Annotated in this window: 20 protein-coding genes; 3 read left to right on the top strand and 17 right to left on the bottom strand. The window is 68.8% G+C overall.

The genetic code is table 11. The features are described 5' to 3' along the window. Window positions 1–2: 2 nt before the first annotated feature. From ispH to hpnC, 6 genes are read right to left on the bottom strand one after another with little or no spacing between them, the layout of a single operon-like run. On the bottom strand, window positions 3–1544 hold the full coding sequence (gene ispH / locus HDA44_RS05935) for a 4-hydroxy-3-methylbut-2-enyl diphosphate reductase (protein WP_184832009.1): 1542 nt from the start codon (window positions 1542–1544) through the stop codon (window positions 3–5). Beyond that, on the bottom strand, window positions 1541–3445 hold the full coding sequence (gene shc / locus HDA44_RS05930) for a squalene--hopene cyclase (RefSeq protein ID WP_202888812.1): 1905 nt from the start codon (window positions 3443–3445) through the stop codon (window positions 1541–1543). The genes ispH and shc overlap by 4 nt, the downstream gene beginning before the upstream one ends. Then, window positions 3442–4482, bottom strand: coding sequence for a polyprenyl synthetase family protein (locus HDA44_RS05925; protein WP_337905661.1), 1041 nt, complete (start codon window positions 4480–4482; stop codon window positions 3442–3444). The genes shc and HDA44_RS05925 overlap by 4 nt, the downstream gene beginning before the upstream one ends. Further along, window positions 4479–5843: a hydroxysqualene dehydroxylase HpnE gene (gene hpnE, locus HDA44_RS05920; protein WP_184832007.1), complete on the bottom strand. Its 1365-nt coding sequence runs from the start codon at window positions 5841–5843 to the stop codon at window positions 4479–4481. Before hpnE ends, HDA44_RS05925 begins: the two co-directional genes overlap by 4 nt. Beyond that, complete coding sequence (locus HDA44_RS05915; RefSeq protein ID WP_184832006.1) at window positions 5840–6709, bottom strand: squalene/phytoene synthase family protein; 870 nt, start codon at window positions 6707–6709, stop codon at window positions 5840–5842. Before HDA44_RS05915 ends, hpnE begins: the two co-directional genes overlap by 4 nt. Continuing rightward, a complete protein-coding gene (hpnC, locus tag HDA44_RS05910) occupies window positions 6706–7536 on the bottom strand; it encodes a squalene synthase HpnC (protein WP_184832004.1) in 831 nt (276 codons plus the stop codon). Before hpnC ends, HDA44_RS05915 begins: the two co-directional genes overlap by 4 nt. A 101-nt stretch (window positions 7537–7637) precedes the next feature. Here hpnC and HDA44_RS05905 point away from each other — a divergent pair, with 101 nt between their 5' ends. Next, window positions 7638–8828: a PucR family transcriptional regulator gene (locus tag HDA44_RS05905; protein ID WP_184832002.1), complete on the top strand. Its 1191-nt coding sequence runs from the start codon at window positions 7638–7640 to the stop codon at window positions 8826–8828. On the opposite strand, the gene HDA44_RS05900 is transcribed toward HDA44_RS05905, so the two are convergent. The 3 genes from HDA44_RS05900 to HDA44_RS05890 all read right to left on the bottom strand — a co-directional run bounded on the left by HDA44_RS05900 (window position 8784) and on the right by HDA44_RS05890 (window position 11518). Further along, entirely contained in the window at window positions 8784–10154 is a 1371-nt protein-coding gene (locus HDA44_RS05900; RefSeq protein ID WP_184832000.1) for a wax ester/triacylglycerol synthase domain-containing protein, read from the bottom strand. The genes HDA44_RS05905 and HDA44_RS05900 overlap by 45 nt on opposite strands. After that, window positions 10151–10921, bottom strand: a complete 771-nt coding sequence (locus HDA44_RS05895) for an SDR family NAD(P)-dependent oxidoreductase (protein WP_184831998.1) — start codon at window positions 10919–10921, stop codon at window positions 10151–10153. Before HDA44_RS05895 ends, HDA44_RS05900 begins: the two co-directional genes overlap by 4 nt. Before the next feature lie 165 nt (window positions 10922–11086). Continuing rightward, window positions 11087–11518: a PRC-barrel domain-containing protein gene (locus tag HDA44_RS05890; RefSeq protein WP_184831996.1), complete on the bottom strand. Its 432-nt coding sequence runs from the start codon at window positions 11516–11518 to the stop codon at window positions 11087–11089. A gap of 153 nt (window positions 11519–11671) precedes the next feature. Here HDA44_RS05890 and HDA44_RS05885 point away from each other — a divergent pair, with 153 nt between their 5' ends. Continuing rightward, window positions 11672–12877 carry a DUF418 domain-containing protein gene (locus HDA44_RS05885; protein ID WP_184831994.1) on the top strand — a complete coding sequence of 402 codons (1206 nt, stop codon included), beginning with the start codon at window positions 11672–11674 and terminating at the stop codon, window positions 12875–12877. Between the two features lie 7 nt (window positions 12878–12884). Further along, window positions 12885–13697 carry a TetR/AcrR family transcriptional regulator gene (locus tag HDA44_RS05880; protein WP_184831993.1) on the top strand — a complete coding sequence of 271 codons (813 nt, stop codon included), beginning with the start codon at window positions 12885–12887 and terminating at the stop codon, window positions 13695–13697. Here the strand turns inward: HDA44_RS05880 and HDA44_RS05875 are convergent. The 8 genes from HDA44_RS05875 to HDA44_RS05840 form a co-directional block, all read right to left on the bottom strand. Next, on the bottom strand, window positions 13677–14282 hold the full coding sequence (locus tag HDA44_RS05875; protein ID WP_184831992.1) for a TetR/AcrR family transcriptional regulator: 606 nt from the start codon (window positions 14280–14282) through the stop codon (window positions 13677–13679). The genes HDA44_RS05880 and HDA44_RS05875 overlap by 21 nt on opposite strands. After that, window positions 14279–15205: a GTP-binding protein LepA gene (locus HDA44_RS05870; RefSeq protein ID WP_184831991.1), complete on the bottom strand. Its 927-nt coding sequence runs from the start codon at window positions 15203–15205 to the stop codon at window positions 14279–14281. The genes HDA44_RS05875 and HDA44_RS05870 overlap by 4 nt, the downstream gene beginning before the upstream one ends. A 103-nt stretch (window positions 15206–15308) precedes the next feature. Beyond that, a complete protein-coding gene (locus tag HDA44_RS05865) occupies window positions 15309–16571 on the bottom strand; it encodes a hypothetical protein (protein ID WP_184842953.1) in 1263 nt (420 codons plus the stop codon). Between the two features lie 12 nt (window positions 16572–16583). Then, window positions 16584–18629, bottom strand: coding sequence for a HelD family protein (locus HDA44_RS05860; RefSeq protein WP_184831990.1), 2046 nt, complete (start codon window positions 18627–18629; stop codon window positions 16584–16586). Window positions 18630–18778: 149 nt separating this feature from the next. After that, window positions 18779–21448, bottom strand: a complete 2670-nt coding sequence (locus HDA44_RS05855; RefSeq protein ID WP_337905659.1) for an alkaline phosphatase family protein — start codon at window positions 21446–21448, stop codon at window positions 18779–18781. A 98-nt stretch (window positions 21449–21546) separates the two neighbouring features. Then, entirely contained in the window at window positions 21547–22905 is a 1359-nt protein-coding gene (locus tag HDA44_RS05850) for an ABC transporter permease (RefSeq protein ID WP_184831988.1), read from the bottom strand. Next, on the bottom strand, window positions 22905–23858 hold the full coding sequence (locus HDA44_RS05845) for an ABC transporter ATP-binding protein (RefSeq protein ID WP_184831987.1): 954 nt from the start codon (window positions 23856–23858) through the stop codon (window positions 22905–22907). Before HDA44_RS05845 ends, HDA44_RS05850 begins: the two co-directional genes overlap by 1 nt. A 100-nt stretch (window positions 23859–23958) precedes the next feature. Next, window positions 23959–25740 (bottom strand): ABC transporter ATP-binding protein, encoded by a 1782-nt coding sequence (locus tag HDA44_RS05840; protein WP_184831986.1) that lies wholly within the window; start codon window positions 25738–25740, stop codon window positions 23959–23961. Window positions 25741–25756 lie beyond the last annotated feature (16 nt).

Raw genomic sequence — 25756 nt, 5'->3', positions numbered from 1 at the left:
GCTCACGGCTGAGTCACCTCTTTCGGTAGCGCGAAGCGGACGTCCTCGGTGCCGGTACCGGACTCGGTCACGGTGACCGGGCCCAGGCCGGACAGGCAGCTGATCAGATTGTCGACAAGCGCGGGTGGCGCGGAGGCGCCGGCGGTGATCCCGATCCGGGTGACGCCGGCCAGGCGGTCCAGGGGCAGCTCGCCGGCGTCGTCGATCAGGATCGCGGGGGTGCCCGCGGCCTCGGCGACCTCGGCGAGCCGACGGGAGTTGGAGGAGTTCTGGGAACCGAGGACGATCACCAGCTCCGATTCGGCGGCGATGGTACGGACGGCCTGCTGGCGGTTCGTGGTCGCGTAACAGATGTCGTCCTTGCGCGGACCGTCCAGTGCCGGGAAGCGGCGGCGGAGTACGTCCACGGTTTCGGCGGCTTCGTCGACGGCGAGCGTGGTTTGCATCGCGTACGCGACGTTGCCGGGGTCTGGGACGTGGATGGTTTCGGCCTCGGCCGGGTTCGAGACGACGAGGACGTGGTCCGGTGCTTCGCCGGTGGTGCCGATGACTTCTTCGTGGTCGGCATGGCCGATGAGTACGACGGTGCTGCCACGGTCGGCGTACCGGCGTACTTCCTGGTGGACCTTGGCGACCAGCGGGCAGGTCGCGTCGATGACGCGGAGGTGCCGCTCGGCCGCCTGCGTACGGACGGCCGGCGCGACGCCATGCGCGGCGAGGACGAGCAGGCCGCCTTCGGGTACCTCGCCGGCTTCTTCGACGAAGACCGCGCCACGGCGTTCCAGGTCGCTGACGACGTGTCGATTGTGAACAATCTGACGACGGACATAGACCGGCGCGCCGAAGCGCCGCAGGGCCTGCTCGACGGTGCCGATCGCGCGTTCCACACCCGCGCAGAACGAGCGTGGTCCCGCCAGCAACAGCTCCCGCTCACCTGTTGCCGCGCTCCACGCGTTGATCACGTCGGCCGTCCGGCGCAGTTCGCGCAACGCCCGTACGCCCCGCCGCGGCATCCCCAGCCCACGCAGCGGATGTGCCGGATTGTCTACCACCGCCCGCACGACCACGGTCTGCCCGTCGTCCCCTGCGAGCAGCGCCGACTCGGTATCAACAGCAACCGCCCCACGAGCCGCCAGAGCAGCCCGCTCCCCCGCAGAATCCACCACCCGACCAGCGGTGACCACCGGCCCCAAGTGCACAGTGAACCCCCGCCGCCGCAACTCCCCCGCAACGAGCACGGCCGCCCGACTCACCACAGCACCCGCCACAGCACCCGCCACAGCAGCCCCCACAGCACCCGACACAGCACTCGCCGTCGCCCGTCGTCCATCACCGCCTTCATTGCCGGCGGACCACACCTCGGTTGCGACTACCAGGTCTCCCGGGGCGATCCCGTCGACCAGTGCGCCCGCTACTCCCGCAACCAGCAGCGGACCACCGAGCGGACTTCCTCGCGACCGCCCAGTGCGCACCGGCGGTGTAGTGAGCTTGCCCCGCAACGCCACCCACTCCGCGTACAACGGCGTACAGACAACCCCAGTCATCGGAGATACCTGCCCAACGCCCAAATAGGGAAGACAATCCGGTACAGGTGGTACCCGATGTAGAAGTCCCCAGGAAAGCCAGTCCCCGTGTACCGATGCTCGTCCCAGCCACCGTCCGGACGCTGCGTCTCCACCAAGTACGCAAGCCCACGCTGCACAGCTACACCGTCAGCCTCAGCAGCCAGCAGCGTCAGCAGCGCCCACGCGGTCTGCGACGGCGTCGAGTCACCCCGCCCGACCCACGCCGGGTCAACATAAGACCGCAGGTCCTCCCCCCACCCACCATCATCGTTCTGATGCGCCTCCACCCACCGCACCGCCCGCTGGATCACCGGGTCGTCCGCCGGCATCCCCACAGCCACCAGCGCCGGTACAACCGCCCCAGTCCCGTACACGTGGTTGGTCCCCCACCGACCGAACCACGACCCATCAGCTTCCTGCGAGTCCAGCAACCACTCCACCCCGCGCCGGCACTCCGCCGAACTGCTCTTCCCCTCGGCCGCCAGCATCTCCACCACGTGCGCGGTGACATCGGCCGACGGTGGATCGATCACCGCACCGAAGTCGCAGAACGGCAGCTTCAGCGGCGTGGTGTCCGTGTTGTCCGCATCGAACGCACCCCAGCCCCCGTCAGCAGACTGCATCCCGGTCGTCCACGCCACCGCGTCATCCAGCGCCCCGCGCAACCGGTCCGGCTCCGGATGCACGACCCGGCGCAGCGCAAGCACGATCTCCGCCGTGTCGTCGGTGTCGGGGTACCCGTCGTTGGCGAACTCGAACGCCCAGCCACCACTGACCAGGTCCGGCCGCCGTACCTGCCAGTCGCCCGGTGCGTCGATCTGCTCGGTCAGCAGCCAATCGGTTGCCTTGAGCACCGTCTCGTCGTCTCCTGGTACGCCGGCATCGAGTAGCGCCCCCACTGCGAGCCCGGTGTCCCACACCGGCGACTGACACGCCTCCAGCCACCGCACTGGTCCATCGGCCGTCTCCGCGTGCACCGTGAAACCTTCCAGTCCACGCAGCCCGGCTGCCAGCACCGGGTGGTCGATCGGGTACTCCATCAGCCGCAGTGCGATCAGCGAGTACACCCACGGCGGCTGGATGCCACCCCAGCCACCGTCCGCCTCCTGCCGCGCCACGATCCATTCGGTCGCTCGCCGCATCGCCAGCCGCCGCAGCCACTTCAGCGGACCACGCGGCCCCCAGCGCGTGTACGCGTTCAGCAGCACGTCCAGCCGCTGGAATGCACCATCCAGCTTCCACACCGGCGCGTACGGCGCGGCCACTGCACCAGACCGCAGCTCCGCAACGGTGAACCCAACCGGATGGACCGGACGATGCGCACTGACGATGGTCAACGGCACGATCGTCTGCCGGGCCCAGCAGGCCCAGTTGTACACGTTCAGTGGCGCCCAGCTCGGCAGGAAGATCAGCTCAGGCGGCAGATCCGGGCAGTCGTCCCACTCCCACAGCCCGAACAGCGCCAGCCAGATGTGGGTGAACACCCGCGCCTTCTCCACCCCACCGGCAGACCGGATGAACTCCGCCGCGCTGGCCAGGTGCGCGGCCTTCGGATCGTCACCGGCCATCCGCAGCGCGACCCACGACTCCACGGTCGTCGACAGATCGCCAGGCCCGCCTGGGAAGGTCGCCCAGGTCCCGTCGTCGCGTTGCTGCGACCGAATCCACCGCGCCGTCTCCGCATCGGTCTGCGCGGTCGAAACGCCGAGGAAGTGCCGCAACATCAGGTCTTCGGCGTCCATGGTCACGTTCGTCGCCAGATCGCCCTTCCACCAGCCGTCCTCGTGCTGCAGCGACCGCAGGTACGCCACCGCCGCGTCCAGACACTCCTGCACGCGTACGTCGGCCGGCGCCTCGCTGGCGACCCGTTCGGCCGTCACAGCTGCCGCTCCGCCACGAACTGGGCCAGCTGGTCGAGCTGCTCCCGATTGGCCGACTGGACGCCCGCACCGTCCAGTGCCTTCCCTGCTCTGCGTACGCGCTCCTCCGCCTCGGCCATAGCCCACTCGCGGCCACCGGCGCGCTCCACGAGTACTGCGGCGTACTGGAGATCGTCCGCGGTCGGAGCCTCCGGGTCGGTGAACCAGGCGGCCAGCTCCTGTCCAGGCGATCCGCCGTACTCCAGCGACCACACCACCGGCAGGGTCTTCTTGTGCGCCAGCAGGTCAGCGAACACCGGTTTGCCCGTCTTCTCCGGCGCACCCCAGATACCCAGCAAATCGTCGACGAGCTGGAACGCCAGCCCCAGCTCACGCCCGTACCGCCGGAACGCTTCGCAGGTGGCCGGATCGGCACCGGCCAGGATCGCCCCGAGTTGAGCCGATGCGCCCAGCAACGCACCGGTCTTCCCGACCGCCATGTCCACGCACTCCGCCAAGCTGACGTCGCTGCGCTGCTCGAACGCGACATCCAGCACCTGTCCGCGGATCAGCTCCCGGGTCGCGACAGCCAGCGCGTGACCAGCCTGCGGCGCGTACGGCGACTCGCACTCACCCAGCACCTCGTCCGCGAGACAGGCGAGCGCGTCCCCGACCAGTACGGCGGTGGCGTCGCCCCAGATCGCCCAGACCGTACGCCGGTGCCGACGCTGCGTGTCGCGGTCCATCAGGTCGTCGTGGATGAGGGAGAAGTTGTGCACCAGCTCCACCGCCACACCGCCGGGTACACCGGGGTCTGGCGTACCCGCAACTGCTTCGGCAACCAGCAGCGTCAGTCCTGGGCGGATTGCCTTGCCGGAGCTACCACTCGCCGGCCGCCCGTGTACGTCGCACCAGCCGAGGTGGTACGAGGCGACCAACCGGGTGTGCTCGTCGAGCCGACTGATCGCCTGCCGAAGCGACGGCTCCACCAGCTCGCGACCACGTGCCAGCAGATCCACCACCTTCGTTGCCGACGGCATCGGCTCCACAGCAGTCACAGGACCACATCCTCAGAGCCCAGCACAAGCCTCGCCGGCCGGGTGGTGAGCGTGTGGCGCAGGACCGACGCGGCTGCTGCTTCACCGCTGCGAGCGGCGCTTTCCATCGTGGCGGGCCAGCCGGTGGCGGTCCAGGCGCCGGCCAGGTGCAGGCCGGGACGGCTGGTGGTCGCGGCCGGACGGAGACGGCCGGAGCCTGGTGCCGGCCGGAAGGTGGCATGACGTTCTCGGGTCACGAAGAACTCCTTCACACGCGCGTCGGCGGCCGCGGGAAGCAGCCGCCGGAGAGCAGGCACCAACAGGTCACGCAGGTCGGCGACCGGGCTGTCGATCAACTCGTCCGCCGCGGACAAGGACACCGCGACGTACTGCTCACCACCGGCTCGCTCACCGCACTGCACGGTCCGGTCGAACACCCACTGCAGCGGACTGTCCACCCCAGCCACGAACGGCTCGTCCAGTACCTTCCGGTCGAACACCACATGCGCATTGACGATCGGCGAACTACCGAGTGCCTCCGCCCACCCGGCCGGCACGTCCACCGCACCGTCCGGCAGCAGCCGCGCCGCCTCGGTCGGTGGAACTGCCAGTACTACGTCGTCGTACCGCCCACTTTCGATACACCAACCACCATCCTGTTCGTTCAGTGCGCGTACGCGCGCCCGCACCCGCACCGCGACACCGGCAGCAGCCAGCGCCCGCGTAGCAGCATCCCCGTGCAGCTGCTGCAACGGCACCAACGACCAGCCGATGTCCGCGGCGTCACTCTGTTCCAGCAGGCCGAGCTGGAACACCGTCGCTGCCACCGCAAGCGACGCCTCGTCAGCTCGCGCGTTGAGCGTCGCTATCCCGATCAGCTCCCACAGCGCCTCGACAGCGCGCGCGTCCTGTCCATGTGCCGCCAACCAGTTGCCGAACGACTGCAGGTCAGTCTCCGGAGCAGTCCGGTCCACTCGTCCCATCGCCAGCGCTCCACTGGCCGCAGCGACTCGCTCCACCAGACTGAGCCAGCGGTACGACGCCAGAGCCGGTCCCAGGTGCAGCGGCGCCGGTAGCTCGTTCCGTCGAATCCGTCCGACCCCAGGGCGTCGTCCGCTGCGTACTGGCACGTCCAGTCGTCGCTGCAGGTGCACCTGGTCCCGTACGCCCAAACGGTCCAGCAACCGCAGGTACGACGTGCAGCACCGCAGGAACACATGTTGACCGTTGTCGATCCACCTACCGTCCCGTTCGAACGAATGCGTGAGACCGCCCAGCTTCGGCCGCCCCTCCAGCAGCACCACCGCACAACCCGCGTCCGCGAGCTGCAGCGCCGCAGTGATACCTGCCAGACCGCCTCCCACCACAGCTACTCGCCTCATGACCGGCCTCCCGCCAGTGACGTCAGAGCTACCTGTGCCTTCTCCCCCGCCGACAACGACAGCCGCTGGCTGTACACCAGCACTGGGTTCGAACCGATCCGGCAGAGCAGGTGGTAGTAGATGCCGGACATGGCACGACAGGACGCGCCGCTACGCCAATCCAGGTACGGCAGCAGTCGCCAGCCCAGCGAGTACCAGTCCTGCGCACGACCGGCCGCGTAGCGGATGTACCCGGCCAACCGCCCTTGCGGATCGTCCAGTGCACCGTGGTCGTCGAGCATGACGCGTACGCCGAACCGCTCCAGTTCATCCGCCGGTAGGTACACACGGCCGTTCGTCAGGTCCTCGCGGATGTCACGCAGGATGTTGGTCTGCTGCAGTGCGATACCCAGCTGGTCCGCGTACAGCGCCAGCGTCTCGAAGTCGCTGTCACCGGCCGGACCGAAGATCGACAGGCACAGGCGGCCAACCGATCCGGCCACGCGACGGCAGTACACGACCAGCTCGTCGAAGTCAGCGATGTGTACGTCCGCGAGGTCCGTCTCGACCCCGTCGACGAGTTCCTCGAACGCACCGAGCGGTACCGGGTACCGGCGCGCCGCATCAGCCACCGCGACGTACACCGGCTCATCCAGGTCATCCAGCCGGCCGAGGTTCTTCCGTACCTTGACCAGCTCCGCGCGCTTCTCGTCCAACGGCAGGTCGCCGTCCCCGATGTCGTCGATGCGCCGCGCCAGCGCGTACAGCGCGGACAGCGCGTTGCGCTTCGGCGGCGGTAACAGCCGGATGCCGTAGTAGAAGTTGCGGGCCTCGGTCCTGGTGATGTCCAGACAGGTCGCGTACGCGTCGTCGATCGTGGACGTCATCGCGCCACCGCCTTCAGCAGCAACCGCAGCGTGTCGGCCTTCGACGGGCGTGCCTGGTGGGAAAGCACATCGCCGCCCGGACGCCGCAAGGCCCGAACCGTCGCCTGGCCGCCGGCCACGAACCCGGCGACCGACAGCCGCGCCCAGCCGTGCAGACGCCCGACGATCGCGGCGCCCTCGTCCAGGAGACGCGCGGCCCGGTCGGTCTCGAAGGTCATCAGCTCCCGCAGCGCCGCCGATGCCGTCGGCTGATCAAGATCGGACTCGGGTACGCCGTACGTCGCGAGATCGTCCAGGGGAAGGTAGATCCGGCCGGCCCGGCGGTCCTCCGCGACGTCCTGCCAATGTTCGACCAGCTGCAGCGCCGTACACACCAGGTCGGACAGGCGCTCGGTCTCGGGATCGTTGACGCCGAAGACACCCAGCACCATCCGGCCGACCGGATCGGCGGACAGCCGGCAGTACCCGGCCAGGTCCTCGAAGGTCTGGTAGCGGGTGACCGTCTGGTCCTGCAGGTTCGCCAGAATCAGACGACGGAAGGGATCGGGTTCGAGATTGTGGTCCTGGACCACCCGGCGCAGGCGGCGCAACACCGGGTGATCAGGTTCCTCGCCGGCCCAGATCCGGTCGAGATCGGCCGCGAACGCGTGCAGCGCCGCGGTCCGGTCCCCCGGGAAGCTGTCGCCGAGCTCGTCGACGGTACGGGCATAGCCGTAAATCGCATGCAGACCCGCCCGTGGGGCGCCGGGAAGGACTTTCAGCACGACAGGGAAGTTCTCGCTCTGTTCCCTCCTGCCGAGTTCCTTTTGCAGTCCGTCTGGATGCACCTTTCCATGATCCGAAGCAGTTTCCTGCCAACTCTGCCTCGGTGGACCACATTCCGGCGGCAAGAATTTGTCACGGAGTTACAGTTGCGTTGGAGGATCCCATGAGTGTGGAACCGTTTGAGCGGGGCAGGCTCGAAGAGGCTCTGCTGAAAGGGCTGCCGGACCTGCTGGCCGAGGTTCGGGACCGGCTGGTGGAGCACTGGCCGGATTACGCGGCTTTCCTCGACACCGACCGGGACGCCGTGCTCGGGCCGGCCGAATTGTTCGTGCACCGGCTGCTGGACATGTCGATCGCCAATCTGAACAGTCCGGACGAAACCACGTTCGACCGCGGCGACGAGACCGTACGCCGGGTGTTCGAGGAAATCGGCCGCCGGCAGCTGCAGGAAGGCAACGACCTGACCCGGCTGCTGACCGCCTTCCAGCTCGGCGCGCGGGTCGCCTGGCGGCACGTCGCGGCCACCGCGCTGCGGCTGGACTTCGCGCCCGTCCACCTGGCCGCGCTCGCCGACTCGGTGTTCGTGTTCGTCAACCAGCTGTCGTTCTCGGCCGCGAACGGCTACCTGCAGGAGCAGATCGACGACGCGATGGCGCGCGAACGCCGCCGCGAGGAGCTGGCTAACCTGCTGCTGTCCGGGCGCGCCAGCACCGAGGCGATCCGGACGGCCGCGCAGCAGGCGGCCTGGCGGATCCCGGAGACCGCCGCGGTGGTCATCTACAGCGACGGCGACCAGCTCCCGTCGGGCACGCTGATCCCACGGCTGGAGCCCGGCGCGCTGCCGATCCGGCGCAACGGCGTCGTGGTCGGCGCGATCGTCCCCGAACCCGCCGGTCCCGGTCGCCGCCTGCAACTCGGCCGCGAACTCGCCGGCATGGCCGCCGTGGTCGGGAACTCGGTCGCCGTCGCGCAACTCCCCCGCAGCCTGGAGATCGCCCGGATCGCGGTGCGGTTGCGGCGTACGGGCGTACTGTCCGACGACCCGGTCTTCGCCGACGAGCATCTGGATGCACTGATCGTCTGGCGGGACGAGGCGCTGGTCGCCGCGCTCCGCGACGAGATGCTCGCGCCACTCGAAGGCGAAACCGCCGCCGCGCGCGAACGGCTCGCCGAGACACTCGCCAGCTGGCTGCGGCACTTCGGCGACCGGCAGGCGATCGCCAACGAATTGAGCATCCACCCACAGACCGTGCGCTACCGGATGTCGCGGCTCAAGGCCCTGTACGGTGAGCGGCTGGACGACCCGGAGTCACGCGCTCGCCTCTTCCTCGCCCTCGAATGGCCCGGTCCCTGACGCGTCACTCATCAGGGTGAGCGTACGAGCCACCCGCGCCGCCAAGGCCGCGCCGTCGACCAGCCGCGGATCGCTCGCGAGCCCAAGACCGAGCACGCCCGCCCAACTCAGTGCGCCGACAGCCAGCGGAGTGCCTGGTACGAGCGGCAGGATCGGGTACGCCAGCCGGTGCTGGACACCGGCGAACGTCAGTTTCGCGGTCGTGCCGGGCATGTTCGACACGACCGCGTGCAGGAAGCGCGGTCCGTACACAGTGCGGGCGAACCATTGCGCGAACGGCTCCGGGACTACGCGCAGGCCAGTTGCCATGACGAACCTCGAAGCCAGTGCGCGCGTCGGTCGGCGGAGTCGTTCGGTCCGCGCGGAGACCTCGGTCAACAGGTCGTCGAACGGGCGCCCGTCCACCGGGACCTCGACGATGATCGCGCCGGTGGCATTACCTTCCGCGGCACTGTCCGGCGTACGCACCATCGTGGTGACGGAGAACCGCAGGGTGGCCGGGAGATCCTTGCCCACGGCATGCAATCCGTCGGCGAACGCGGCGATCAGAAGATCGGTGACGCGTACGCCGCGCACCGCCGCGATCCGTCGCACCTTCTCCAGCGGCAGGTCCGCGACGCTGAACTCACGCCGCGCCGATCCACCGGGCAACTTCGCCGCGGTCCCATCGGTTGCCAGCTGAGCCAGACCGACCGCGACCGCCGCCGCGCGGCCGATCCGCCCGACCCCACCCCCAGCAGGAATGTCCAACCCAACCCGAGGCTCGAACAAACTGAACGTCTGCAGCACGGTCCCGATCCCGTCCGCGATCGCATGATGCACCAACACCACCAACGCATCACACCCACCCGCCCCACCACCAAACCCACCGCCGCCAGCCCCGCCGGCTCCACCACCCCCTGCCCCACCGGCTCCACCAACCCTCGCGGCAGCGCCGGCTCCATCAACTCCAGCGGCGACGTCGCGGACCAGGGCGATTCGCCAGAGTGGGCGGTCTCTGGGCATCGGCTGTTCGGCCAGCTCGCCGACGAAGCGCAGCAAGCCTGCCTCACCGTCGGTCGAGTGGTGTTCGATCACGTGCCAGTCGAGGTCGACCTGATCCGCCTCCACCCACCGTGGGCGACGCCAACGACTCGGCGGACCTAGACGCTGCCGCATCCTCGGTAGCCGGGCGAACCCCACGCCGACCAGCGCGCGTACCTCCTCGATCGTCGGACGCCGATCAGTAGGTTCGAGCATGACGATCCCACCAACGTGCTGCGCCGCTCCCGTACGCTCGATGTGCAAGAAGAACGCATCGGCCGACGGTACGACGCTCCCGCTCATCGGCCGTGCACCTGCTCGCCAAAGCGCGCCGACAGCCGCCGGTACACCCCCGGAGCGACTCCACGCACGGCCGGCGCCACGCGCAGCCAGCGCGGTACCCAGCTCTCGGCGCGATCGTTGGTGATGCCATCGACCAGCGCCCGCGCGACCCGATCCGCCGGCACCGGGCGCGGACGTGCCCGGTCGTACGGCCGGCCGCGCGCCGCGAAGAATCCGGTGTCCACCACGCCCGGTACGGTGAGGCTCACCCCCACACCTGTATCACGAAGCTCCAGCCGCAGGCTCTCCGCGAAGACGTCGAGCGCCGCTTTCGTGGCCGCGTACACAGCCTCGCCCGCCACTCCCGTACGCCCGGCGATCGACCCCACCAGCGCGACATGCCCGCTGCCCCGATCGACCATCGGTGGTAGCAGGCTGCGAACGAGCTGCAGCGGCGCGAGTAGGTTGAGCCCGACCAGGTGCTCCAGCTCCGCACCGCTCAACTCAGTGAACGGACCTGACCAGCCGGCGCCCGCGTTGGCTATTAGTACGTCGATCTGTCCGTGAATGGCGAGCGCCGCGCCGGCAACCTCCACGGCCACGCCAGGCACCGCGAGATCCCCCAGCACGACCGCACCGCCAACCCGCTCGGCGACCGCGGCAGCGCGCTGCTCATCCCGCCCATGCACAACCACCCGCGCCCCGGCGGCGGCAAGCCGGTCCACCACCGCGGCCCCGATCCCCGCCGACCCGCCGGTCACCAGCGCAACCCGCCCATCCAGCCGCATCACACCTCCCACCCACCACCATGCACCCAACGCCCGCATTCCGGTCACCAGACGCACAGGCGAGCACGCAGGTCAGACAGATCACGCGGGTCACGCGGTCAGGCGGGTCAGGCGGTCAGGCGGGTCAGGCGGGTCAGGCGGTCAGGCGGTCAGGCGGTCAGGCGGTCAGCGGAACGGGTAGCCCGGGTAGCCCGGGTAGCGGCAACCAGGCGCCCAGTACGGGGTCATGCCGTAGTAGCCGTACAGGCTGTTCAGGTCGTCGGTCGGCTTGAACTCCTCCAGGTCCGGGTCGTACCCGGGCGCGGACGCGATCTCGGACCGGGTCTTGCCAATCGTGACCTGTTCCGCGGTCACCTCCACGACGGCGTCGACGGGGATCAGCCGATGTTCAGCGCCCATCCCGAGCAGACCACCGGACGCGACGTCGAGCAGCCGCACCCGGCGCTCGTCCGCGTCGATGAACAAGGTGCTGACCTTGCCGATCTCTTCCCCGTCCGACCCGACCACGGTCGTGCCACGCACGTCGTCCTCGGGTTTCGCGAGCATCAGATCGGTGTCGTCCAGCCGAATCAGGCCGATCGGTACATCTTCGGTCATGATTTGCCACCTCCAGGCCCCGGCGGGTACCCGCGAACCGGCCCTGCCATTCCCGGGCTCGGGGTCGGTCCGGGGTTCTCCCCGGTCCCGAACGGTCCCTGGATCTATTAGTATGCGTTGCATAGTTTATCTCGCACACTATTGGAGTCCAGCATGACAACAACGACGCACGCCCGGTCGGTGGCCGGCGCGGTGCCAGTGCGGGAGCGCATCCTGGCGCCCGACCTCGCCCGCGGCTTCGCGCTGTTGCTGGTCGCGCTCGCCCACGCGACCGGCATCCTGAACGGCACCATTCCAGGCGTCGACCCCGACCCGCAGGGCCCCGAGCGGGCCTACTACTTCGTGATGTTCACGTTCGTGCACGCCTCCGCGCTGCCGCTGTTCGCGATGCTGTTCGGGTACGGCCTGGTGCAGTTCATGCGTCACCAGGACGAGCGCCAAGTACCACCGGAGAAGACCCGCGCCGCGCTGCTCCGTCGCCACGCCGGCCTGCTCCTGCTCGGCGTGCTGCACGGCATCCTCCTGTTCGTCGGCGACGTACTGGGCGCGTTCGGCATCGGCGGCCTGATCCTGACCCTGCTCGTCCTGCGCCGCGGCAAGTGGGTGTACCGCCTCGGCCTCGTCTACCTCGGCTTCGGTCTCGTCTACCTCGCCGTACTCGCCGCCCGCGTCTACCCGTCGATGTCCGGCAACTCGACCACCAAGGTGCCGACCGGACAGGACACGACGGCGACCGCCGTCACCTACGCCGACTCCGTCAAGGACCGCCTGACCGACTGGCCGATCAGCACGCTCGTCCTATTGTCGACAATCCTCTTCGCGATGATCGGCGTCTGGGCCGCCCGGCAGCGGATTCTCGAGGAGCCGGCCAAGCACCGCAAGCTGCTGTGGAGCGGCGCGATCGGTGGGTTCGCGATCGCGATCGCCGGAACGTTGCCGACCGCCCTGACCGCGGCCGGGGTCGCCGGGCCGGAGCAGTCCCTGGCCGGCGCGTCCAAGCAGCTGTACGAAGGCGCCGGGCTCTTCGGATCAGTCGGGTACATCTGCGTCTTCGGTCTCATCGGTCTACGACTGGCAAATCGTCAGCGCACAGGCCGAGTGGCCGGCGCGCTGGTTGCACTTGGCCAACGCACGCTGACGTTCTACCTGCTGCAGTCCGTCTGCTGGCAACTGCTGCTGTCGCACTATCTCCTGCGGCTCGGCGAGCGGACGAACAGCCCGGCGTACACCGCTCTGGCCTGCGCGCTCGGGATCTGGCTGGTCAGCCTGGTGCTTGCGTCGGTCCTGCAGCGGTTCGGGTACCGCGGGCCGGCCGAGCGGCTGATCCGATGGTTCACGCACGGAAGCAATCGGCGATGATCTGACCATGCCACCAGCGCGACCCGAACAACCAGCGCAATCCGAACGGCCGGAGCACCCGGCCGCGCTGGCCCGGCTCTGGCGGACCGCCGGTCCGTCAAAGCTGGGCCGGCGCCCGGAGCTCGACACCGAGCGTGTCGTCCGGGCCGCCGTCGAGCTCGCCGACCGCGACGGACTCGACGCGGTCGTGATGGCCAAGCTGGCAAGGCAGCTCGACGTCACCACGATGGCGCTCTACCGGCACGTCGGTTCGAAGGACGAGCTGCTGGTGCTGATGCAGGACCTGGCCGTCGGCGAACCACCCACGATCGAGGCCCCCACCAACCCAACCACCGATTTCCGCGGCGGGCTCCGGCGCTGGGCGACCGCGCTCCGCGAGGCGTACGAAGCGCACCCGTGGCTGGCCGCCATGACGGTCGGCGCGCCGCCGCTCGGCCCGTACAGCCTCGCCTGGATGAATCTGGCCCTCGCCCAGCTCCGCGCCACCACCCTGGACTGGCCCGAAAAGCTCGCCATAGCCGGCCTGCTCGGCAGCTACGTCCGTCAGTCGGCCCGCCTGGCGATCGATTTCGCCGGCACCGGCGCGGACACCCCGCAGGCCGAAGCCGAGTACGCCCGCAGCCTGGCCCAACTCGTCGACCCGGCCACCTACCCAGAGGTCGCCGAACTACTCGCCGCAGGCGTCCTCGGCACCAGCCAACCCGACAGCACCGGCCAACCCGATGGCACTGGCCAACCCGACAGCGCCGGTCAGCCCGACGGCGTCGAGGACGAGTTCGGCTACGGCCTGACCGTGATCCTAAGAGGCATTACCCCGTAAACCACGCGGCGCCGCCGGCTTCGTCAGCGAGTCGGCGAGCAGGTCGATGACGGCGGCATGGCGGGTACCCGTGGCATCGTCCTGGCCCAGGGCAACGGTGTCCAGGAAGACGCGGCTGACCACAAGCTCGGCGGCAGTTCGTACCCGCGCCGGATCGTCGACAATATCGTCGGCCCCGGCCAGCACCTCCGCTACCGTTACCGCTGCCTCCTCGAACAGCTCGGCTGCTCTCAAAGCGATCTCCGGCCGCCCCTGCGCCTCCCGGAACACGATGATCCGCGTCGCCCGGTCCTGTTCGAGTTGCTCGGCCATCGTGTCGACAATCCGACGAAGCCGCCGCCGTACGGTCCGGCCGCGCGCCGCCGAGCGCAGTACCTCGCTCGGTGCCGGACGCTCCTGCACGATCGCGAGCAGCAGCTCCAGCTTGGTGGCGAAGTGGTAGAACACCAGCCCGGACGGTACGCCGGCCTCGTGCGCGATCCGGGCCGTCGACGTCGCGTCGTAGCCGTGCTCGGCGAACAGCCGCTCGGCCGTTTCGACGATCAGCTGGCGCTTGGTGTGACGCGCGTGCGCGGGAGCAGTCATGAGCCGGCTGGTTGGGCGGCGGGCCAGGTTTCACCTTTCCGCTCGGCGGCGAGCTCCACGGCCCGCCGCAAGGACTTGAACACATAGTCCGGTACCCGTAGTCCACGCCGGTGCGCGAACATCAGCTCGTACTCGGCTCGGCCCACCTGGCGGGCGTACTCGCGCAGCTCGGCCTCACCGCCGTCGCTCATCCGCAGCGCCTTCATCACATCGCCGAAGTCGGTCACCTGCCGCTTGTTGTAGGCACCGACCACTTCGAACGTACGCTTCCGCAGCGCCCGCGTCAGCCACTTCTGCCAACCGGACATCTGCACCCACAAGCCCTGCGCGGCCATCTGGTAGTACGCGAAATGGCCCGGCTCCTGCCGGCGGATCGGCGCGATCACGGTCCTGGCGATCGCCTTCTCCCCCAGCTCGAGCAGCCCGGCGTGCAGTTTGTTGTACGCGAGCACGGCGGACCGCTCCGTGGCCAGACCGGTCAGGTAGTAGAGCATCCGGCTGATGTCCTGCACGCCGGGCATCCGGCCGAGCGCGCCGAGTAGCTTGAGGCTGAAGTCGACCTCGGACAGGTTCGCGTCGGTCGGGTCGAGGCCGGCCTGCTGCTGCAGCTCGTCCAGGATCAGCCCGTGCTGGATCTCCTGCGGCATCCAGACATCGGCATAGAAGTGCCTGTCCACCTCGGGCGGGTCCGGCAGCAGGATGTTCAGCTCCAGCACGTTCCGCTCGACCTCGAGCTCGACCCGGGCCATGTAGTCGAGCACGTGGCCGAACTTCTCCGCCAGCAGCCCCGGCTTCTTCATCGTGTAGTCGACGCTGTCGAGCGGGATCGGCGGATGCTCCTCGCCGAGCCGGTCGACATGATCGGCCAGCCGGCTGTCCTCGCGGCGGCGACGTCGGGATGTGGTGATATCGCTCAGAAACATAAGGCGGCACCTCACTCGGTCTGCAGGGATGCCAGCTCGATCCCCCAGAGGTAAGCCTAACAAGAATGACTGACTGATCAGTCAGTCAGAGCTGTGACCCCGGCTACAGCGCGGGCGCGCTCTCCGGTGCCGCGTACGGGGCGTCCGGCAGACCGAGGTTGCGCCAGACGAACCGCGGGATCCGGCCCAGGAAGCCGTACAAGAACGCCGAACTGGCCGCGATCGCCGGCTGGCTGTGCTCACCCGGCGAGAACCAGACCCAGTCCGCCTCGATCCGGAAGGTGTACGCGCCGGCCGCCATCAGGTATTCCATTTGCCGCGGATGGATCACGTCGTACGCGAACTTGGTGTCCCGCGCGTTCACCGCGAACCGTTTGTTGAACGCCTCGCTCTCGAAGCTGATCCCGCTGCCGAACCCCTTCCGCCCGACCTGCAGGTCCGGCATCCGTACCGGCAGCTGGAAGCCGAGGATCGGCTCGCTGTGGTTCTCCGTCACCGTCCGGGTCGTCGTCCGGCCTTCGCTGTCGGTGGACGTCTCGGTGCGGGTCGTCTTCCAATGGTGGGTGAAGGCAACGAACGGCGGACCGTCCCCGTCCCGGCCCCGAATCACATCGGACGTACTGTGCCCATGCCCGCCGCGGTTCACCGGCGTGACCTCGAGCAGACTGTCCTCGACGCCGACCCAGTACCAGTCCGGGTGCTGGTAGAACGTCAACCGGTCCGGCGGCTCCGGCTGAATCCACTGATCCAGCGGCGCCGCGTCGATCCGCGCCGCGACCGAGGCGAGCTGATCCAGCCAGGCGGCAAGCTTGTCGACGTCCTTGCGCGGCGGATCGAGCACGATGAGCTGGTCGCAGTCGACGCTCAGGCTCACCCCCGCCTGCCCGGCGGCGAACCCGGTCAGCTGCGCGCACACCTCCGGCGTCACCACCGTCTGCGCGTACGCGGTGTCCCGCGCGCCGATCTGCCACCCGGCGCCGAGCTGCGCCGGAACGGGTACGACGTGCGCGCTCACGCCGTACCGGGTGGTCGCGCTGCCGCTGGTGATCCACAACTCCGGCAGCCGGCGCGACAACTGCACCATGCCGACCCAGCCGGACCAGTGGTCGGACTTGTACTCGATCACCTGGAACGGCCGCCCACTCATGGTGACGCCGATGACCTGGTCGTCGGGCTTGCGGTTGAACCCGATCCCGAACGGCGGGTTACCGAGCCGCGCGACCGAGTCCCAGCCTGGCGTGTTGACGAAGGTCCAGCCGCGCTTGCGAACCGAGCTGATGAAGCGCTGCCGGCGCACCAGCGCCACGATGCCCAGCACGATCTCGGCCGCGACCAGCACGGCCAGTACCAGTCCCACTATCATCATGACGCTCACGAACTAGAGAGTAGCTCCCACCAGGGGTCCGGGAAGCGGCTCGGCATGCACGACCTGCAGGCTGCTGACAGCGCGGGTTAGTACGACGTACAGCCGGTGCAGGCCGCGTGGCTCGGCCGCGACGATCCGGGCGGGCTCGGCAACGATCACCGCGTCGAACTCCAGGCCCTTCGCCAGCGTGGCGGGTACGCAGACCAGTCGCACCGTGTCGACCTCGTCCTCGGTCTCGCCGAGCAACGCGGTCTCCAGACCGGCGGCGGTGATCGCGTCCCGGAGCTGCCCGACCTGATCGTCCGCCGCGATCAGCGCGACCGAACCTTCCCCGGCGAGCGCGGCCCGGCACTCGGCCACCACCTGCGCCGCGAGCGTCGCCTCGTCCGCCTCGACGATGCCCAGGGCGTCGGCCACGGTCCGTACGCCGCTGGGCTTGCCGAGTGTCGGCGCGATCTCGGGCAGCAACCGAGCCGCGAAGTCGATGATCTGGGCCGGCACCCGGAACCCGCGGCCGAGCTCGGCGACCACGCCGTCGCTCTTGTCCAGATGCCCGAGCACCAGGTCCCACGAACCCGCGGCCCAGGGCGTCGTCGCCTGCGCGAGGTCGCCGAGGACGGTGGCCGATCCGGTACGGCAGCGGCGGCCGAGCGCGCGCAACTGCATCGCCGACAGGTCCTGCGCTTCGTCCAGGACGAGGTGCCCGAGCGATCCGCTGTGCCGCTCGATCAAGTCTTCCAACTCATCCAGCAGAACCGTGTCGGCGAAGGACCACTTCGTCGACTTCCACGACCGCGGCGGTTTAGTCCAGAGCAGGGCCGTACGCTCCTCGTCGGTCAGCTCCGGCGCGGCGGCGGCGAGGAAATCGGCGTCCGAGAAGAGCCGGTGCAGGACTTGCTCGGGCACGACGCGCGGCCAGACCGAGTCGAGCACCTCCTTCACCGGCTTCGACCGGGCGACCGCGTTCTGGACGCGGTCATCCGGCGACTCGGCGCGCTCCTCCATCCGGACCAGCACGACGTGCGCGATCCGCTGCGCGAGGGCGTTCCGGCCAGGCGCGTACCGAGTCGACTCGCGAAGGTCAGTGACGATGTCGACAACCTCGTAGTCGTGGACGCGGTAGCGCCGCGATCCCTTACTGTAAAGGACTCCATCGGTCGGCGTACCGACGTACGACCACAGCGCGCGCCGCAGTACGCCGGCCATCCGCGCGTCGCCCTTCAATCGCTCGGCGCCCGTATCGTCGGAGGCGGCGGCCGGACGGGTGAGCAGTTCGTCGATGGTGATCTGCCGGACGTCGACCTCGCCGAGCGCCGGCAGCACCTTGCGGATGTACGACAGGAAGGACTTGTTCGGTCCGACGATCACGACGCCGCCACGAGTGAGGCGCTCACGCTCGGTGTAGAGCAGGTACGCGACGCGGTGCAGGCCGACGGCCGTCTTGCCGGTGCCGGGCGCGCCTTGTACGCAGACGCTCGGATGCAGCGGCGCGCGGACCAGGTCGTCCTGCTCCGGCTGGATGGTGGCGACGATGTCACGCATCGGTCCCGTACGCGGCCGCTCGATCTCGGCGCGCAGGAACGCGTCGGCCTGATCCGGCTGATCGTCGACGGCGCCGGCCAGCGGCTCGTCCTCGAAGCCGGTCAGGTCGGCCGCGTCGGAGAACCCGTACCGGCGGCGCATCAGCACTCGCTGCCGGTCGCTCTTGGTGGCGCGGTAGAACGGCACCGACACCGGCGCGCGCCAGTCGATCACCAGCGGTACGCCGGTGCCGTCGTGGACGTGCCGGCGGCCGATGTAGATCTGGTCGAGGTCCTCGATGGTGCCGGCTTCGTAGTCCAGCCGGCCGAAGAACAGCGGTACCTCGGGCAGGTCGAGCAGCGCGTGCGTACGCAGCTGCTTGGCCCGCTGGTTGGCTTCGTTGGTGAAACGCTCGTCGTTGTCCTCGCCGCCGATCACCTGGACGTCACGGTCGACGACGTCGGCGTACATCCGGCTGAGGGCGGCGCGGGCGGTGTCCAGGAAGGCGCGTTCGGACGTGAGTTCAGGTTCGGCCATCGGAGAGCAAGCCTCGAATCGTGAGTGGCTGGGTCACGCCCCGGAGCAGATCCATCCGGTTCGATTCGATCCCGAAAAAGACAGATCGAGGACACTACCAGCCACTCACTCAGCTCGCTACCGAATTAATTGCTGCATTGTCTTTCGGCTCAGCCGTCGTTCTCGGCGGCGGGGATGGCCGCGCCGGGGACGTTCGCCGGCGCGACGATCTGGGCCTCACCGGGGTACGGCGTGGACCAGTTGTGCGCCTCGTACCAGTTGTAGTGGTTCATCTGCGCCGGGTTGGCGAAGTCGGCCCGGGCGTTCGGGCCGGTGGTGCGCTGCTGGTCCTTCCAAGCCGACCACTGCGCCGCCATCGACTCCATACCGGCCGGGACGGTAGCGGCCGGCGCCGCGGCGACGTTCGGGTTCTGCGCCGCCGGGGTGTCCGAGCCACAGGCCGGCTGCGGCTTCACGCCACCGGTCAGCGAGGTCCGGTTCGGGACCGCGGTGAACGGGGTGAAGTTCGGCTTGCTGGTGAACGCGCCGAACATCGGGGTGGCAGCGGTGTCCTTCTGGTTCATCGGCTGGATGCCGAGGATCTGCTCGATCGTCCGGATCAACGTGATCTGGGTGTAGTAGTGGCTGTCCACCACGCCACGCTGGGCGTACGGGCTGATGATCTGGATCGGCGCCCGGTGCCCGTCGACGTGGTCGAGACCCGCCTGCGAGTCGTCCTCGACGATGAAGATCGCCGAGTCCTTCCAGTACTTGCTGTGGGTGATCTGGTCGACGATCCGGCCGGTGGCCAGGTCATTGTCGGCAACCTGCGCCGGACCGTTGGCAGCACCACCGGTGTGGTCGTTGGACAGCCAGAACATGTTCAGGTTGGCCGGGCCGCTCTTCAGGAAGTCCTGCTTCCAGATCTCGGCCTTGTAGATGTCCGGCACGTTGGTGTCGAACTGCGGGAAGCCCTGCACCGACACCTTGTTCAGCGACGGGATTGCCGAGCCGGTCTGGATCGGGTACTGGGTGGTGGAACCGGTGGACCGCATGGTCAGCGTGTCGCAGTACAGGTTCTGCCAGCTCGCGCCGGCCGGCTTCTGCTCGATCGACTGGAACTCGCCGAAGTCCTTGACGCTCTTTCCGGCCGCCTGCGCGCCGGTCCAGATGAAGCCGCTCTTCTGGTGGCCGAGGGCATCGTTCTCGGTGTCGTAGCTGCGCAGGTACTCACCGGCCGACGACTCGGTGTACTCCGGGTTGTCCGCCTGCATCAGCCAGTTGTGACCTTCGGCGGAGTTCGTGCCGATGTCGTACGTGTTGTCGTACAGGCCGAACTGCTTGGCCAGCGCGTGCTGGTTCGGCGTCACGTTCTCGCCGTACTGCGCCAGCGCCGGGTCGCCGTTGCCCTCCGGGATGTCGCCGTACACCTGGTCGTAGGTGCGGTTCTCCTTGACGATCAGGAACACGTGCTTGATCGTCGACGGGGCTCCCAGCTTCGCCGGGACGGGTACCGGGTTGCGGTGCCCCTTGTCCGTGGCGAGCTGCGCGGAGCCCTTCGTCCAGCCGTTCTGGTCGAAGACCGTCTTGGTGTACTTCTTGATCGCGTGGTCGTCCGGCAGCTGGAACCTGGTCAGGCTGGACGTGGTGTCGTGCGTCGCGTGACCGGCGGCCGTGGTGTCCCGGCGGGCGTCGATACCGCGGGTGTTGGACACGACGATGTCCTTGCCGACCTGAGCAAGCTCGGCCGGGAAGTAGTCGGTCGGCAGCAGCCCGACGTAGCTGACCGGCTCTAGCGCGTTCCTGAACTTGTACACCGCGACCGCGTTCGCCCGGCCGAGGGTGACCAGCAGGTGGCCGTCGTCGGTGAGCGTGACGCCGTTCGGCTCGTAGCCGACCGAGGCCTCCGGCCAGGGTTGCGTGGCAATGGTCTGGACTACCTTGCCGCGCTTGGTGTCGATCACCGAGACCGAGTTGGTGGCGGTGTTGGTGACGAAGACGACGCCGTTCTTGGCGTAGATCGCGGTCGGGTGCAGACCGACGTCGATACTGGCCGGCGCGGCCGATGGGTTCGCCGTGTCGATCACGCTGACCGTACCCGTCGTGGTGATCGCGTTCTGGTTCGCCACGACGTCGGTGCCGTACGAGTTGATCGTCGTGTCACCCGGTTTGGCCGGGCGACCACCTTCGTTGCTCACGTACAGCTTGCTGCCGACCATCACCATGTCGCGCGGCGCGTTGCCGGTCGCCCAGCTCTGCTTGATGGTGCCGGTGGCGGTGTCGATGGCGACGACGCGGTTCTGGCCGTTCACGGCGGCGTACACCGTCGAGCTGTCGGCCGAGAACACCGCTTCACTCGCCAGCGCGTGCTTCGCGCCGTCGGCGGCGATGGACACGAACGTCGGGTTCGCGAGCGTTCCGGCCGGGTTCACGTCGAACTTCCGGTAGCCGTCGGTCTGCCCCAGCCAGACCTGCTTGCCGTCCGGCGAGTACGTCGGTCCTTCCTGGCCGATGTCGTTCCCGGGGATCTTCAGGTCCGCGGCGGCGTTGTTGCCGACGTACTGCTGGACCTTCCAGCTCTTCAGGTCGACGATCGCCAGCGCCATCCCGCCGTCGGTCACGCCGGCGGCCAGGTGGCTGCCGTCGGGACTGACCGTCGACGACATGATCTTGCCCTTCTGGAGGACGAGCCGGTCGCCGATCGGCTTGATGTACTGGTCGGACGAGATCACCTGACCCTTGTCGGTGACCTGCCCGACCTGGTCGTGACCGAAGCCGGTCGTCGAGGCGACTGCCGTCCCGGCCAGGGCCACCGCGACCGCGGTGGTACCCGCGGTCACCAGTGGTACTCTGCGCCGGAGGGGACTCGACGAGCCCTTTCCGTCACGCCTGCGGCGGCGTGTTACCTGCATGGGAGTTATCCCTTCGGGTTGTGCCTTCAATGGGCGGGTAGCAGTTCGAGATTGCCGTCGAACTGCCACAACGGGTTCGGCTGGTCCCCGGACGGGGTCCGGACCAGGAAGAAGCCGTTAACTTCTTTCGGTCCGTCCCCGTCCGCCACGAACCGGCCGAGCGGATTGATGTCGAGCTGGTAGATCGCCGTACCGGCCGCCTCCACCCCCGGGAGGTGCCAGCTGACGACGCATCGCCAGTCGTTGCCGGGCCCACGGGCGGCGACCTGGTCGCCACCTTTCGTGCACTCGGCGGCGCTCTGCAGCTGCTCCTCGGTGACATCGGCCCGATTGAGCTGTTCGGTCTGCAGGCGGTACAGGTGCGCGAACTCGACCGCGACCGCCCGCTGCACCTTGTCCTGGTCGATCCCGGAACCGAAGCCGGTCACCGGAGCGACGGCGGCGGTGCTGAGACCGAGCAGCAGAACGAGAGGCAGCAGGCCGGCGGTGACCGCGAGCCGGCCGGAGCCATCGTTGGCCGGGTTGGTGAAGTCGCGCCGGACGAACAGGAAGTACGCGAGACCGGTCGCGACGACGGCCCAGACCAGGCTGACCGCGACTCCGATCAGCAGTGGGCCGCGCTGCGCCGGACTGGTGAACAGGCCGTTCCAGCTGATGAAGGCGTACCCGGGTAGCGCCAAGCGAAACGCCACCGGTACGGGCAACTGCTGGACAATCTGCATCGCCAGCGCGACCACGGCCGGGAGCAGCAGGCCCATCGGCGAACGGCCGAGCGCGACCGAGCCGAGCAGACCGATCGCAGCCAGGGCGAGCGTCGGCGCGAGCGCGCAAAGCCAGGCGAGCAGTACGGCGCCGGCCGCGTCACCCGGCGACAACAGATGGCCGTCCAGACCGATCAGCTGCCGGTTGCCGACCACGAGTACGCCGCTGATCGTGCTGGACACGACGAGTCCGACGACCAGCAACAGGATGACGGTACCGCTGGAGAGCGCCTTCGAGACGAAGATGCGGCGCGGCGAACGAACCGCGACCAGCAGGTGCCGCCAGGTACCGAGACGATCCTCGGAAGCGAACACATCGCCTGCGATCAACGAAGTGAGCAAGGGCAGCGCCCACGAACCGGCGAAGCCGAGCAGCACCAGCGGACCGGCCCAACCGGTCGCGTGCATCGAACGACCGAACAAGGTGTCGACCGGCAGCGAAGCCTGCTTGCTGATGACGGTCACGAACACCGCGGGCGCGAGCCAGCAGGCGATGATCAGGACGCGTACCCGCCACTGGGTCAGCAGCTTGACGAGCTCGAAGCGGTAACCACGGAGCACCGGCACCCGAGGAGCCGTCGGTGCTGCGGGGGCGGTCGCGGAATCGGCGGCAGCGGCCGTCATCAGTTGGTCTCCTGCTGGTCGGTTGGGGCCTGCTCGGTCAGGGCCAGGAACGCGGCCTCCAGCGGCGACACCACCGGCGCCAGCTCGCGGACGGCGATGTCGTCGCGGACCAGCGCCTTGACGAGCTCGTCGAGCGCCGGGATGGTCGCCGAAATCACCAGCAGCTCGACCCCGTCCTGGACGGTGTTGTCGTCGCGCAGCCGGATCCCGGGCGTACGACGGGCCAGCCGGCGCGCGGCGGGCGGGTTCGAGGTGATGACCCGGTAGTCGAGCTCGCTGTCCTCGGACGCCAGCTTGCTGATCGGCCCGGAGAACGCGACCCGCCCGGTGGCGAGGATCGTCACCTCGGAGCAGAGCGCCTCGACGTCGTCCATCCGGTGACTCGACAACATCACCGCCGTACCGTCGGCGGCCAGCCGGGTCAGTACGCCGTACACGTGCTTCTTGCCGGCCGGGTCGAGGCCGTTCGACGGTTCGTCCAGGATCAGCAGCCGCGGCTTGGTGAGCAGCGCGGCGGCGAGGCCGAGGCGCTGCCGCATGCCGAGCGAGAAGCCGCGGACCCGGTCGTCGGCGACGTCGGTGAGGCCGACCTGGTCGATCGCGTCCTCGACCTTCATCGTCCGCGAGTCCTTACCGCGCAGCGCGGCCAGGGCGGCGAGGTTCTGCCGGGCGGTCATCGACGGGTACAGGCCGGGGCCGTCGACGAAACCGGCGACTCCGTCCGGGACGGCGAGTACGCGGCCGACCGGCGTACCGAGAATCTCAAGAGTGCCTTTGTCGGGAACGGCGAGTCCCAGCAGGAGGCCGAGCAACGTGGTCTTGCCAGCACCGTTCGGTCCGACCAGGCCGTGCAACTGCCCCGGTGCGACGTCGAGGTCCACGCCGTCGAGCGCGACGACCTCGCCGAAGAACTTGCTGATGCCACGAGCACGGACAGCGGGCGGTGTGTCCATGGTTAATACATTAGAAAGAGATGTACCAGTCGGTGAAGAGCGAAAGTTAACTATTGGCGAACTGGAGGAAACTCCTTCAGCTCATCCTCTCAGCGCCTTCTCAGCGGTACGCCCGAGCCTGCAACTCGAACAACTCCGCGTACCGGCCGTTCGCGCCCACCAGCTCCGCGTGCGTACCGAACTCCTCCACCCGGCCCTGATGCATGACGACGATCAGGTCGGCCATCCGTACCGTGGAGAACCGGTGTGACACCAGGACCGTGATGCCGCCGGTCTCGGCAGCGGCGATCTTCGCGGCGTCGGCGTACTGCTCGTACAGGCGGTGTTCGGCTTCCGGGTCGAGCGCGGCCGTCGGCTCGTCCAGCAAGAGCAGCAGCGGTCGCTCGCGCATGAAGGCTCGGGCCAGCGCGAGCCGCTGCCACTGCCCGCCGGACAGTTCCACGCCGTTGGCGAACTTCTTCCCCAGCTGAGAGTCCAGCCCGTTCGGCAATCCGGCGACCACCGACTCCGCGTCGCCGCGCGCGACCGCCGCCAGCACCGCGTCCTCGTCCCCCAGCCGCGCGACGTCGCCGATCCCGACCACCTCGCGCGCGGTCAGCTCGAACTTCACGAAGTCCTGGAACCCGGCCGACAACTGCGACCGCCACGCGTCCGGCTGGATCGTGGCGAGATCGGTCCCGTCGATCAGCACCTGCCCGGCGGTCGGGTCGTACATCCGGGCCAGCAGCTTCACCAGCGTCGTCTTGCCGGCACCGTTCTCCCCCACCAGCGCGACCGCCGCGCCGGCCGGGATCTTCAGGTCGATCCCACTCAGCACAGCTGACTCCGAACCCGGGTACGAGAAACCGACGTCGCGCAGCTCGATGCCCGACGTCAACCGCTCCGGTGCCTTCGTCCGACTCGTACGCCAGGCGTTCTGCTTCGCGTACTCGCGCAGCCAGTCGTACCGGCTGAAGCTCCGCACGACCTCACCGACCCAGTACACGTTCTGCGCGATACCGCCGGTCATCTGGTCGATCTGTGGTGCGAGCAGCAGCACCAGGACGACGTCACCCGCCGACGCCTCGCCGTTCCGCGCGCGGGCGACCACCCAAACGACGGCCGCGGCGTACGCGAGACCGAACCCGAGCCGGACCGAACCGTCGATCTTGCCACCCCAGCGTGCCGCCTCGACGCGCCGGTTGAAGCGCTCGGTCTGCAACGCGAAGATCTTGTCGATCAGGACCTTGCCGAGCCCGAACACGCGCAGCTCGAGCCCGGTCCGTGGGTCCTTCGACATCTCGATCAGCCGGTCCACGAGCCGCTCCTGCGGCATCGAGTCCTCCCAGGCCTTCTGCTGCCTCGTGCTGCTCAGGTACGCCGACCAGATCCGCGCGCCGCCCAGCAACGGGAGCACCAACAGCAAGGGGTGCACGGAGCCGAGCAGGGTGAGCACTGTCGCGGTGTTGGTCACCGTGGCGAACGCCCACAACATCACCTCGGCACCGACGCCCATCCGCCACGCGCGCTCGCGGACCAGCTCGAGGCGGTCGGCGACATCCGGACGCTCGTGCTGGGACAGGCCCGGAATCCCGGTGGTCACGTCCAGCAGGTCGGCGTGGACGCGGCCGGCCATCCGCTCCTGCGCGGTGTCCTGCAGCGGCCAGCCCAGACCGTCCGCGACGAAGGACACCGCCAGACCGCCGATGATGATCGCGATCCCGACCGCGATCGTGCTCGACCGGTCCGACGCGATCCCGTCCACCAGGCGGCTCACACCGTACGTCTGCGTCGGTGCCGTGATCGCCCGCGCCGCGACCAGCACGGTCGACAACGTCATCAGCAACGGCGCCGCCCGGAAGGACGTACTCAGCCAGAGCCTGAGGATTCGCAAGTTACGCATCGGCCGCCTCCATGCC

The organism is Kribbella solani (genome assembly GCF_014205295.1).
GTDB lineage: Bacteria > Actinomycetota > Actinomycetes > Propionibacteriales > Kribbellaceae > Kribbella > Kribbella solani.
The sequence above is the reverse complement of the archived record's forward strand: the minus strand, read 5'-3'. Positions and strand labels throughout refer to the sequence as shown.